This window comes from Planctobacterium marinum, assembly GCF_036322805.1.
Lineage (GTDB): Bacteria > Pseudomonadota > Gammaproteobacteria > Enterobacterales > Alteromonadaceae > Planctobacterium > Planctobacterium marinum_A.
In genome coordinates this window covers 2798498-2810650 of sequence record NZ_AP027272.1, presented here as the reverse complement: position 1 = coordinate 2810650, position 12153 = coordinate 2798498, and the positions used below count along the sequence as shown (strand labels likewise).

Sequence of the window (12153 nt, the reverse complement as noted above, 5' to 3'; positions counted from 1 at the left end):
ATCACGATGGACGATTTAGAAGATGATTTAGCCGAGTTCCATTGGATGATGGATATGCTGCAAACGGTGGATGTTGGCATCGTTGTGGTGAATACGGATTTCCAGATTCGGGTTTGGAATGCCTTTATGGAGAGCCACAGTGGTTTGCTACCCAGTCAGGTGAGAGACCGCAACCTATTCCATTTATTTCCCGAAATTGATGAAAAATGGCTGCGCAACAAGTGTCGTCCCGTATTTGAATTGAAAAACCGAGCATTCATTACGTGGGAGCAGCGCCCCTATATTTATAAATTTCCAAACTACCGGCCCATCACCGGTACGGAAGACTTCATGTTTCAAAACGTCACGCTTTCACCACTTACTGGCGCTACGGGTAATGTGGATCACATGTGTATGATGATTTACGATGTTACCGATGTTGCCGCCAACAAAAAGCGCGCTGAGGCGGTAGAGGTAACCCTCAACGAGCTGAAGGAAAAGACTGGCCACGGTCGAAAATAACCCACAAATTTGGCTTCTCAGCAATTTACCTCGAATTTTGATACGCTTGTCGGAATCTGAATGCAAAAACGTCGCGTATCTGTGACAATGAAACTGTCTTAATATCGATTACCTACGGATGATTAGATTACTATTTTTATTTCTTAGCATTGTTAGCTTGTCGGCCCACGCCGACCTCAAGTGTGAGGCGGATTTGAACTATGGCATGGTGGTCACCGACAAAAGCATTCGCATCATTGATGAATCACGCACCTTATATCAGATCAATTCAGATGATCAGTTAATTGTAGGCGGTAACTGGATAACGTTGAACGAAAGTCAGACTGAGAAGTTAAAAGAGTTATCCGATGGCATTCATTATTCCGTACCCAAAATGATTATCCTGGCGACAGAGGGTGTTGACCTTGCGATAGAAACTGTAGAGCACGTTTATGTAGGGCTGGTGGGTACTGACCACAAAAGTTTCGACAAATTAACCTCCGCTTTGGACAGAGTGAAAGAAAAGGTCAAAAAGAAGTTTATTCATGCCCATGGCAACTATTACATTGGTCCCGGTAGTCTTGAAAATGTCGATGATTTGGTAGACCAAGAACTTGAAGCCCAAATTGAAGAAGCCATCAATACCTCGCTTGGAGGCGTATTATCTGCAATTGGTGGATTAAACGCAGGCAATGACGAGAGTATGGAGTTGCGTATGGAAGAATTATCCCAGCGTTTGGAGGTCATGGGTAATGAGATCGAGCGCACTGTGGGGCCTAAAGCCGATAGTTTACGTAAAAAGGCCCAATGGTTCTGCAATAAAATGGGCTATCTGGACCGCGTTGAGAATGAGCTGCGCACAGAGATTAAGCAACTAAAAGACATTGATGTTATCGTGGTAGGCAAGGGCTGGTCTGACTGAGCGTTTCTATCTGATATCACCGTACATAGTTTTTTACTAATCATTTCTTTTTCATGAATGCTTTCATGGTTTAATACGCCAACTTTTTCTTGCGTATTAACATTCAAAAAAGGATTTTCATGAAAGCTTTAGCCTTTTCTTTATTCTTACTCAGCTTTTCTGTTTTTGCAGTCGGTACACCTTCTTGTGATAAAGGTTGTACTTTTGTGCTGATGGAAGACTCTGGTGATATCAAAACCATTGTGAACGTTAATAGAGCAAGGCAGCCATTTACACCGTATTCCACCTTTAAGATACCGAATACCTTGATTGCCCTTGATGTTGGTGTAGTGCGCGATATGGAGCACATACTCAGCTTCGACAAAGAACAGTACCCGGTACAATCCTGGTGGCCGCAAATCTGGTACAAGGAGTCACTCACTATTCGCCCGGCATTTCAGAACTCAGCTGTACCTATTTATCAAGAAATCGCCAATAAAATTGGTGAGGTCAGAATGCAGGAATATTTAAACGGGTTTGAATATGGAAATCGCGATATCTCTTCCGGCTTAGATACCTTTTGGCTTAATGGTAGTGTTCAAATATCTGCATTACAGCAGGTGCAGTTTTTAAAGCGTCTGTTTGATGGTGAATTACCTATCTCGGATGCAACCTTAGAGACTTTCAAACAGGTGATGCGAAAAGAGCAAACAGAGGATTATACCTTGTATGCAAAAACCGGCGGTGGCGGTATCGCGAAAGAAAAAGCCATAGGCTGGTACGTTGGTATGGTAGAGAAGAAAGACAAATCTTGGTATTTCGCAATCAACATTGATGGCAAAAGCTTCTCTGAAGTGCAAAAGACTCGTATTGAAGTAGCTAATAGTATCTTAAGAGAGACAGGTGTTTTGTAGCTTTTGATTCAACTAAGATATGATAATAACGGGTTTTCTATAGCTTAATTTCTGCAGAAAACCCGTAGAAAAAGTGACTACTTAACGGTTATGGTATTGCTATAGGTCCAGGAGCTAGAGCAAGCACTATTGTTACAGGCTCTCAATCGATATCTGTATGTCCCATAGGCATAGCTGAAATAGGTTTTAGACGTTCCGTTGAGAACGTAGTTATTCTTCCATGCTCCGCCATTGACGCTTACCTCTCTCTCGTACCAATCTGCATTGGCAACCGAGCTCCAGTTTAAAGTAACTGTTCTGTTAGACACACTCGCTGATACAGAAGATGGAGCACTTAAGCCTGATTCAGATACTGTGATGGTATTTGATGCATTTGACCACGATGAGCAGTTGTCACCAATACAAGCGCTCAAACGGTACTTATAAGTTCCATAAGCGTAGTTGTAATAAGTTTTTGAGGTTCCTGTCAAAACATATGTATTTTTCCAAGGGCCACCATTAACGCTTACCTGGCGCTTATAACTCTCAGCATTTGGCACTGCTGTCCAATTTAAAGTCACCGTGCGTCCTGAAACACTTACGCGTGGAGCATAAGGCTTATCTAATTGAATCTGAGGATTGCATGAAGCCAGGGTTTTTTGGCGGGAATATGAATTACGGCCATCGAAGTATGTCCAACTACTTCTGTCGGTAGCAAAATTCATTGAGAAATTTACGATACTTTCATTTTCAGAAAATGACTGTCTGGCAATATCAGTAATGGTGTAAATGTTGGCGTCACTTAAACAAACATAATAATAGGCATAGTTTGAGCGGCAAGTGGTATTACAATTACGCTCACCATCGAAAAAGCGCCACACTGCTCTGTTGCCGACTACCTGAAGTTCCTGCACGGCTTCATCCTCGGAAAAACTGCTGTTCGCGAGCTGTGTAAATTGAGTGATACTGCCACCAGTGGTCAGATTGGTGTAATAAGCTGATTCAGAACGGGCTGTCGTACCTGAGCCAGATCTTCTTGTGTACTTCCATACGACTCTGTCGTCTACAACTCTGAAGTCGGAAACAGAATTATTTGATAATGTTGTATTGATACTTTGGGTGACTCTAACACCGTCACACGCATACCAATAGGTGGAAGAATTAGTTACTTTACCGCAACTAGCAGCTTGCGACGAAAATGATACAAAAACAGAAGCAATTAATAGTGATACTGCAATAGTACCCCGAACAAAATAGTTTGAGTGTCCACTCATGAGAAAATCCTTTGTAAGTAGGTCAAAAAAGTAGTGTTTATCGGTTGTTTTATTTACCGGTTGCGGATTGTTTCACACATTTAAATAGAAACTCAAGATGTATGGTTGAAAAATTTCCTGGTAAAAAGTGGGGCTTTGTTGGGGGAGATGGTGTTACTTCCCGTTTAAATAAAGCTCACCAATGTAATTCATATGAAGAAAAATCAGTATTCACGTTTTATTTAAGTCTGCGCTCTTAATTGTGATAATTGTCAGTTCAGTTTCAAACCATCCATCTGTTCTGCAATACACTATATATGCATGAATTTATCTCTCTTGACTCAAGACTTATATCTGTAACTAACAGTAGTACAATTATTGGGCAACCTTCAAACAGGTAGGTTAGAGTCAGGTGTGATTTAAATAAAAAATAATCATCAATAAGCTGTTGTTTTACTATTGCAGTGGGTTTGTAGTTCGATTTTAATATGGGGGAAACACCCGAATATAAGGTAAATTGCTTCTATTATCAGGGGGTGATTTTTATTAAATGTATTTTCAATCTCCCTGTTTTAAAAAATTAGTAAATAAATATCAGAATTAAGGTCTAAAAATTATCGTTTATGCTGAGTTTTAGAGGGCGGATCTTTAAAATTGACTTGATGACCTGATCCCCGTCGAATAAATGTACTAGCTTTTAAAACCAAAGCCGGGCTTTTCCTTGTTGAGCAACATCGTCATAAATTTATCAAAGCGTCGCTGTCGGGTTTCACTGCGCTTGGCATTGCAAAGGCCATAGGCGATGGCATAGCGGCTGGATTTGGGCAGGGTTTTGTAAAATTCCTCCACCAGAGGCTGAGCTTTAACCGCAATGATAAAATCTTCTGGCACCTGCATTTGGCTGGCGGGGGCATAGGCACTCTCCCAGCGGCCATCGGCTTTGGCCGCTTCCACATGCACCATGCCTGGTGCTTGCATACGTCCTTCAGCAATAAGTCTTGCCACGTGTTCGGTGTTGATCTTAGACCAGTTACTGCCGGGTTTTCGCGGGGTAATACGCTGCAGATAAGCCTCGCTATCCAATGACTTTTTGATGCCGTCTATCCAACCCCAACAAAGCGATGTTATTACCACATCGTTCCAGGTAACGCTTGGGATCCCGGTGCCTTTTTTAAAGATTTTCACCCACAGTTCGGTTTCGCTGGCGTGGTGTTCCTGTAACCAACTGTGCAGCGCCGCTGAGCAGTCAAAGGCTTTGATTTTATTTTTATCGGGTTCTGGCATGATAGTGGTCCTTGTTGGAAACAGTCTATGTTAGAAGCAATCAACTTAAGAATAGCAATAATCGAGACAAATTCTGTCAGTAGTGTCGCTTGCTCGGCAAAATTGATTGCGCCTCGATTATTCCAAAAACAGCGTAAGTAGTTCATTCAAATAGCGCTTTCCTAATTCCGAAACTTGCCAGTGCGATTCGGTTTCAACAATAAGCCCTTTTTGCAACGCGCTGTTAAGGCGGGATTTGATCTCTTCTATTTCCGGGCTTAAACCTGTGCGCTGTAATAGTTCGGCTTTTGGGCAAGCTTCAAGCAGGCGAAAGCGATTCATAAAATATTCAAACCCTAAATCATCCTGTTCCACAACGGATTCCTGAAACAGTTTATCGCGGGTCAAATCCATATAACCTTTTGGGTGTTTGGTTTTGGCACTGCGTATGATTCGGCCATCATTAAGTGTGAGTTTGCCATGGGCACCACAGCCAATACCGAGATAATCACCAAAACGCCAATAGTTGAGATTATGGCGACACTGTTGCCCTGTTTGGCTGTAGGCGGAAATCTCATATTGAACGTAGCCCGCTTCTTGCAGCAAAGCATCGCCTTGTTCCTGAATATCCCACAATATTTCATCTTCTGGCAGAGTCGGCGGCCGGGAGTGAAACAGAGTATTGGGCTCAATGGTTAACTGGTACCAGGACAGGTGAGGGGGGTTAAGGGCTATCGCTTGTTTTAAATCTTTTAGCGCATCCTCAACCGATTGATCTGGCAGGCCGTGCATGATGTCAATATTGAAACTATTCAAGCCAACACTGTGAGCTATATGCGCGGCATTGCAGGCTTCATGGCTATCGTGAATACGTCCCAGTCGAGACAGTTTTTGGTTGTCAAAGCTCTGCACACCGATGGAGATGCGATTAACACCTGCCTCCACATAGGCTTTGAATCGCTCGGCTTCTACCGTGCCTGGATTGGCTTCAAGAGTAATTTCAATATCATCGCTAAATGCAATGCGTTGCTGTACGCCCTGAAGCAGGTTTTTCATGGCATCACCGCTAAACAAACTAGGGGTTCCACCGCCGATAAAAATGCTGCTTAAGGGGCGAGTTTCTGCATTGTTTGCAAGATAACGTGCAATATCCTGTTCCAGATCCTGCAACAGGTGCATCACGTACTCTTGTTCAGGTAAATCCTGTTGCGATTGACCTTGTTTGATACCATGGGAGTTAAAGTCACAGTAGGGACACTTCTGTACACACCAGGGAATGTGGATATACAGCGCGAGTGGTATGTCTTGATTATTCAAGCGAATTTCAGGATTCAACTAAGACACCTGCGGTGATCAACTGGGGCAGTAATAATTCAATGGCTTTGCCGCGATGACTGATTTGATTTTTCTCTGCTTTGCTAAGCTGCGCCGCGCTGCGCTGTAATTCCGGCAACCAGAACACCGGGTCGTATCCGAAGCCATCTGTTCCCGTCGCTTGATTCAGGATTTCACCGCGCCAGATACCTTGTGCAATCACTGGCGTCGGGTCATCCGCACTGCGCATAAATACCAGACAACAATGAAACTGAGCACCGCGTTGCTCTCTTGGTACGTCTTGCAGTACATCTAATAATTTGACAATGTTGTCCTGATCGTTAGCTTCTTCTCCTGCAAAGCGCGCCGAATAAATACCGGGTGCGCCGCCTAAGGCATCTACGGCCAAACCTGAATCATCGGCAATGGCAGCTAAACCCGTTTCTTTGGCGGCGTGACGAGCTTTGAGAATGGCATTTTCTACAAAGGTTGAGCCCGTTTCTGCCACGGAAGACACCGCAAAATCTGACTGGGGACGCAGTGCTACATTAAAAGGAGCCAACACATTTGCCAGCTCTTTTACTTTACCCTGATTACCTGTGGCTAATACAAATTCTTGAGTCACGGAATATCCTTACTTTTTAGGCTTTTTAGCCATCTTTTTGGTGGTGGCTTTTTTCTTTTTGGCTTTCTTCGCTGGTATTTTTGCCACTTTGTGTTTCGGCTCCAGGCCCTTCACCTTTTGTGGCTTGATGGTATCGCCTGTAAAGCGGCTGATTTTGCCCATCATTTCCATATCGTGGGCTTCCACTAATGATATGGCGTTGCCTTTTTTACCAGAGCGGCCGGTGCGTCCAATACGGTGCACGTAAACATCGGCAGAGCGAGGCAGATCGTAATTAATAACATGGCTGACATCCGGAATATCAATTCCCCGGGCAGCCACATCGGTTGCCAGCAGAACCGGACTCTCGCCATTTTTAAAGGCGGCGATGGCCTTGTTGCGTCTGTCTTGGGGCATTTCACCTTGCAGAAAAACATAGCGGATATTCTGGGTTTGTAACCACTCTGCCAGCTCCGCCAGGCGTTCGCGGGTTTTAATAAACACCACACTGCGCTGCACTTCTTCACTGTTAAGGTAATGCAATAACAACTGGCGTTTGTGCTCCAGCGTATCGGCAAAGTGGATCCATTGCAGGATTTTAGGGCGCTCTTTGCGCGATGGGCTGGCTTCTACGGAAATCGGATCATTGAGGATAGTCAGGGCAAAGCGTTCTACGTCTTTACTGTCCAGGGTGGCGGAAAACAGATGAGTCTGTTTACGCCAGCGAGCCTCGGAACAAATCTGGCCCACTACTGAGCCAAAACCCATATCCAACATGCGGTCGGCCTCATCCAGAATGATCCATTCCAGCTCCCGGCAATCAAAGGCCTCTCGTTCGATATGTTCAAATAGTCTACCCGGGGTTGCAATGACGATATCCACATTGCTGTCTAACAGGTCCAGGTCTGAACCGTAATTGATGCCACCGATGATGGTACCTGAGGTGATGTCGGTATAAGCAGCAATTTTCTGGGTTTGCTCTTGTACCTGTAACGCTAGTTCACGGGTTGGCGTTAAGATCAGAATACGTGGGCCATGGGGCTTTTTGGCCGGAAAGTCCAGCAGGTACTGGCATGCAGGTAAAACAAACGCGGCGGTTTTGCCCGTGCCGGTAGGCGCGCTGGCTAAGACGTCTTTGCCGTCCAGTGCCGCTGGTATTGCTTCCATCTGAATACTGGTGGGCTTTTTAAAACCCATTTCCGCCACTGCACGACACAGTTCATCGTCCAGCTGTAATTCTTCAAACATGTGTAAACCCATCAAATTTTTGCGAGATTATACCTGTTTTAAACTTTGGCGTTGAGAAAAAAGAAACGTCCTTGTTAAGTTGGGGAGCACCCCTAGGTATGAAGAGTGATCAAAAATGGTAAATGTAAGCTATGTTGGCGAAATCCATGCCGGGATTGTCATCGTTCAGGCCGCCGTTGGAGTAGTGCATATAGCGCAGGGCGATGGACTCCCGCAGGTTTTCACCAAATTCGAAAATTAATCCCAGGCGGTCTTCAAATTGATAGTGGCTACCGATATCTTTGCCGGCAAAGCGCGTATCTTCCACCAGAGAAATACCGATGCCAAACTCCCACTTAACCGGGTACTTGTCATGAATACGCGCAAACTCTTTGCTGAAAACCGGAGAGATAGCAAAGGCAAAATTGGTTTCGTGTTGCACCGGGTCGCCAAACTCCCAAAAATTCAGGCTAAATTCCCAGTAAACATCCAGCTCACCCAGCCATTCAAAACTGTCAATCTGGGTAACCACCGGACGATAGCCCAAGCGCACACCTTTTAAATTGCCTTCGCCGTGTAAGTATTCGACCGACACGGCCTGGTCGTAAGTTTCTTGTAGTTGCCATTCGTTGGCCTGTGCTGAAAAAGCGGATGCGGCGAACAGTACCAGCGAAGCTAATAAACCTTTAAACATAAATATATCCACTCAGATTTGATTTATACCGAATGGTATATAAATAAAATAAAAAAGATTAGCGTTAAAAATAGATTAATACGTTCTAAAATATAGAATCAAATTGGGTTGAAATGATTTTTACTAAAAATTAACTCGCTGTTTGCTGAGACTTAACGTCTGTAACAGCCTGGCAACGTCTTAGCGCCAGTTCTGATTTAATCTGTGCTCCGGAAAATCCATCGGCAATGATATTTTTTACATCGATGTTTTTAGCAACCTGGTAGCATTGCAATAAATAATTCCGCTGAGGATAGGGCTTGTGTTCAAAATGGGTGCGACCTTTGGCATCGGCTTCGCAAGCCAGCAGCAAATCTTCAAAGCGCTCTGGCTTGCGCCAGGCATCTAGGGTATCCAATAACTTGATGATGGTTTGTGGTTTTAATTCAAACGCTCTATGCACATTACCGTGATGCTCACAGGTGAGCCGTGCCAGTTCAGATTCAGCATTGGGGGCTTTGATGCGTTTGCATAGAGCTTTAACCAGAGGTACTCCGGCTTTTTCATGGCCGTGATGACTGGGCCAGTATTGCGGATCGGTCAAACCTTTACCGAGATCGTGCAGCAAAGCGGCAAAACGCACGCTGATCTTGTCGCTCAACAGGCTCGCTTGCTGTAGTACCAACATGACATGCACGCCGGTGTCGATTTCAGGATGCCACTTTGCTGGATTCGGCACACCCCAAAGAGCGTCTAATTCTGAAAACCAATCACCGAGAGCGTGGCAGGCTTTCAGAGTTTCAAAATACACCTCGGGATTTTTCTCCGACAAGGCTTTAGCGGTTTCTACCCATACTCGCTCTGCAGAAAGCGTGCTGAGTTCACCAGATTGGGCAATCTGAGTCATGAGCGTCAGAGTTTCCGGGGCAATACTGAAGCCATATTGTTTATAGCGAGCGGCAAATCGGGCAACGCGTAATACTCGCAAAGGGTCTTCAATGAAGGCATCGGAAACGTGGCGCAAAACACGGTTCTCAAGGTCAGCTTTGCCGCCGTAAGGGTCTTGTAATTGGCCATCTTCAGATAACGCCATGGCATTCACGGTGAGGTCGCGCCGGATTAAGTCTTCTTCCAATGTGACGGAGGTGGACGTATCGGTTTCAAATCCAGTGTAGCCACTGCCGGACTTGCGCTCTTTTCGAGCCAGTGCGTACTCTTCTTTAGATTGTGGATGCAAAAATACCGGGAAGTCCTTACCTACCTGTTGATATCCGGCATCTAACATGTTCTGCGGAGTAGCACCAGTTACCACCCAGTCTTTGTCTTTAACCGCACGTCCCAAGAGTTGATCACGTACTGCGCCACCTACTAAATACACTTGCATCGTCGTTGAGATTCTTCATTGCCCGTTAATACTTAGCTGCTATTATGCCAGAAAATGTAATTTTTATTTTTGATGTTTTGACTTAATAAACACAAATCGTCAGGATAGCCATCCAGAAAGATTTGTTTCAGAAAAAACCGGACGCGCAGATATGTATCTGAACTATTTTGGGTTAAAGGATAATCCATTTTCCATCGCCCCTAATCCCGAATACCTTTTTATGAGCCCGAGGCACAGAGAGGCGTTAGCTCATCTTACCTTTGGCTTAAGAGAAAGTGGTGGCTTTGTCATGCTCACCGGAGAGGTGGGCACCGGAAAAACCACGGTTGCCCGAAAACTCTTGCAAGATTTGCCCGAGACTACGCAGGTGGCGATGATTCTAAATCCGACGCTATCGGCGCTGGAATTATTGGCCACTATCTGTGACGAATTGGGTATTGAGTACGAGCGACAATTGTCCAGTTTGAAATATTTCACTGATTTGATTTTGAAAAAGCTCAGTGACAATCATCAAAATAAGAAAAACACTATCCTAATAATCGATGAAGCGCAGCATCTGATGCCGGAAGTGCTCGAGCAATTAAGACTGCTCACCAATCTTGAAACCAATCGAGAAAAATTAATGAAGGTGGTGCTCATTGGCCAGCCTGAATTACAACAATTATTGAAACGCAATGAATTGCGCCAATTGGCACAGCGTATTACGGCGCGCTATCACCTATTGCCGCTGACAGCGGGAGAGGTGAAGGAATACGTGGCCCACCGTTTACAGGTTGCTAATGGTGACCGAGGCGTATTCTCACCCGGTTCCATTCAAGCGGCTTATCAAATAACCGGCGGCATCCCTCGGGTTATCAATCTGTTGTGTGATCGGGCCTTGACCATTACTGCCAGCAAACAAATGTTGTCGGTAAAGCGTCATATACTGGTGGCTGCGGCGCGACAAATCTTAGGCGAAGACGTGGTGAAACAACGCCAGGGCAAACAACAAACATTGATGCTGGCCGCTTTGTTCGCGGTGAGTGTGGCGCTTGGTTTTGTAGCAGGGAGTTGGTATGGCTAAGCAAATTAGTATTCAAGACTTAAAGCCAGGCATGTTCATACTGGGGATTATCGAGCAAAACGGGCCAGTAAAAATCAAGAAAACCGGCTTAGTGACCAGCGCTGAAATGGTGCAGGGCTTGGCCGAGATGGGCGTTTTGTCATTGGCTATCGATCTGGAAAAGACCGTTGAGATTGAGGTGGAGGATAGCCATCATGTTTCTCAAACTCAGTTTGTGATGCAGGCCAATGAAGAAACCCCGAGGCATGATGCTGATAACCAGCTGTCTGAACAGTTTAATCGCAGTTTGTTTATGCCCTCATTACAGCAGGTGCCCTCTGCCTGGCAATATTATGGTGCGCAAGTCGCCATCGCTGCTTTGGTGGTGGTGATTGGTTTTGTGCTGGGTTGGTTTGGCAGTAATATTCCGGCGCTGTTGTCTGATAAACAAGTGCTGGTTGTGAACACAACGCAGCAAGATAGTACAAACGAGGCAAAGGTTAGTGTTGTTTCTGCACCTGATGAATCTACTGAGCAAGAGACTCAATTACAAGATGCAGTGCTCGATGAATCAGAGACATCTGACACTGAGTCTACAACCGTGACTGCAGAGCTGCCTATGGTGGCTCAAAATCAGCCTGTGGCGCCTCAAAACCAAGCACCTCAGGTCGATAACAATACTATTGAGTCTGGTGTTGCAGAGATACAAACTGCACAAAATACCCAAGAATCTGTGGTATCTCCAGAGTTGTTGAAGCGATTTGAGGATGCCATGGCTGAACTGGAAAGGGAGTCTTCGCCAACGGTAGCCGATGATGGTCAAACCCTGGAATATGGCGATGTCAGTAATGATTACAATAATACGCAAGTACAGCGGGTAGATCAGTTGCCGGCACGGGTGATGACGCGCTTACCCGGCATGTCATTTTCAGCTCATATGTATGCATCGAATCCAAGAGACCGTTGGGTTAAATTGAACGGTATTGAGATGGGCGAGGGTGAGTGGCTGGATGATAAGCTGTTTATTGAGCGTATTGAGCCACAGCACGTTATTCTGGTGTTTGAAGGCCATCAATTTAGTATGCGTGCACTCTCAGAGTGGTAAATTGACTATGGTAA

12 protein-coding genes are annotated in these 12153 nt (G+C 45.1%); 5 read left to right on the top strand and 7 right to left on the bottom strand.

The window, feature by feature from the left end:
• Window positions 1-6 precede the first annotated feature (6 nt).
• The 3 genes from AABA75_RS12590 (at window position 7) to AABA75_RS12580 (ending at window position 2295) form a co-directional block, all read left to right on the top strand.
• Entirely contained in the window at window positions 7-501 is a 495-nt protein-coding gene (locus tag AABA75_RS12590) for a PAS domain-containing protein (protein WP_338292957.1), read from the top strand.
• A gap of 121 nt (window positions 502-622) precedes the next feature.
• Window positions 623-1402: a YggN family protein gene (locus AABA75_RS12585; RefSeq protein WP_425325602.1), complete on the top strand. Its 780-nt coding sequence runs from the start codon at window positions 623-625 to the stop codon at window positions 1400-1402.
• A 119-nt stretch (window positions 1403-1521) separates the two neighbouring features.
• A complete protein-coding gene (locus AABA75_RS12580; protein ID WP_338292955.1) occupies window positions 1522-2295 on the top strand; it encodes a penicillin-binding transpeptidase domain-containing protein in 774 nt (257 codons plus the stop codon).
• A 77-nt stretch (window positions 2296-2372) separates the two neighbouring features.
• Here the strand turns inward: AABA75_RS12580 and AABA75_RS12575 are convergent, their stop codons facing one another.
• The 7 genes from AABA75_RS12575 to AABA75_RS12545 form a co-directional block, all read right to left on the bottom strand.
• Entirely contained in the window at window positions 2373-3548 is a 1176-nt protein-coding gene (locus tag AABA75_RS12575; RefSeq protein ID WP_338292954.1) for a hypothetical protein, read from the bottom strand.
• Between the two features lie 669 nt (window positions 3549-4217).
• On the bottom strand, window positions 4218-4811 hold the full coding sequence (locus AABA75_RS12570) for a YdeI/OmpD-associated family protein (protein WP_338292953.1): 594 nt from the start codon (window positions 4809-4811) through the stop codon (window positions 4218-4220).
• Window positions 4812-4928: 117 nt separating this feature from the next.
• Window positions 4929-6125, bottom strand: coding sequence for a radical SAM family heme chaperone HemW (gene hemW, locus AABA75_RS12565; RefSeq protein ID WP_338292952.1), 1197 nt, complete (start codon window positions 6123-6125; stop codon window positions 4929-4931).
• Window positions 6115-6729 (bottom strand): XTP/dITP diphosphatase, encoded by a 615-nt coding sequence (locus AABA75_RS12560; RefSeq protein WP_338292951.1) that lies wholly within the window; start codon window positions 6727-6729, stop codon window positions 6115-6117. The genes hemW and AABA75_RS12560 overlap by 11 nt, the downstream gene beginning before the upstream one ends.
• A 9-nt stretch (window positions 6730-6738) precedes the next feature.
• Window positions 6739-7956, bottom strand: coding sequence for an ATP-dependent RNA helicase SrmB (gene srmB, locus AABA75_RS12555; RefSeq protein WP_338292950.1), 1218 nt, complete (start codon window positions 7954-7956; stop codon window positions 6739-6741).
• Between the two features lie 109 nt (window positions 7957-8065).
• Window positions 8066-8629: an acyloxyacyl hydrolase gene (locus AABA75_RS12550; protein ID WP_338292949.1), complete on the bottom strand. Its 564-nt coding sequence runs from the start codon at window positions 8627-8629 to the stop codon at window positions 8066-8068.
• Between the two features lie 130 nt (window positions 8630-8759).
• On the bottom strand, window positions 8760-9992 hold the full coding sequence (locus AABA75_RS12545; protein ID WP_338292948.1) for a multifunctional CCA addition/repair protein: 1233 nt from the start codon (window positions 9990-9992) through the stop codon (window positions 8760-8762).
• A 151-nt stretch (window positions 9993-10143) separates the two neighbouring features.
• On the opposite strand from AABA75_RS12545, the gene AABA75_RS12540 reads away from it, so the two are divergent.
• Complete coding sequence (locus AABA75_RS12540) at window positions 10144-11055, top strand: ExeA family protein (protein WP_338292947.1); 912 nt, start codon at window positions 10144-10146, stop codon at window positions 11053-11055.
• The gene (locus AABA75_RS12535; RefSeq protein ID WP_338292946.1) at window positions 11048-12139 is read left to right on the top strand and encodes a general secretion pathway protein GspB; all 1092 of its coding nucleotides are present in this window, start codon (window positions 11048-11050) and stop codon (window positions 12137-12139) included. The genes AABA75_RS12540 and AABA75_RS12535 overlap by 8 nt, the downstream gene beginning before the upstream one ends.
• The last annotated feature ends 14 nt before the right edge of the window (window positions 12140-12153 follow it).

Coding starts and splice junctions, on each gene's coding strand:
- AABA75_RS12580 (WP_338292955.1), top strand. CDS start 1,522: ATGAAAGCTTTAGCCTTTTCTTTATTCTTACTCAGCTTTTCTGTTTTT.
- srmB (WP_338292950.1), bottom strand. CDS start 7,956: ATGTTTGAAGAATTACAGCTGGACGATGAACTGTGTCGTGCAGTGGCG.
- AABA75_RS12540 (WP_338292947.1), top strand. CDS start 10,144: ATGTATCTGAACTATTTTGGGTTAAAGGATAATCCATTTTCCATCGCC.
- AABA75_RS12570 (WP_338292953.1), bottom strand. CDS start 4,811: ATGCCAGAACCCGATAAAAATAAAATCAAAGCCTTTGACTGCTCAGCG.
- AABA75_RS12535 (WP_338292946.1), top strand. CDS start 11,048: ATGGCTAAGCAAATTAGTATTCAAGACTTAAAGCCAGGCATGTTCATA.
- AABA75_RS12590 (WP_338292957.1), top strand. CDS start 7: ATGGACGATTTAGAAGATGATTTAGCCGAGTTCCATTGGATGATGGAT.
- AABA75_RS12550 (WP_338292949.1), bottom strand. CDS start 8,629: ATGTTTAAAGGTTTATTAGCTTCGCTGGTACTGTTCGCCGCATCCGCT.
- AABA75_RS12575 (WP_338292954.1), bottom strand. CDS start 3,548: ATGAGTGGACACTCAAACTATTTTGTTCGGGGTACTATTGCAGTATCA.
- AABA75_RS12545 (WP_338292948.1), bottom strand. CDS start 9,992: ATGCAAGTGTATTTAGTAGGTGGCGCAGTACGTGATCAACTCTTGGGA.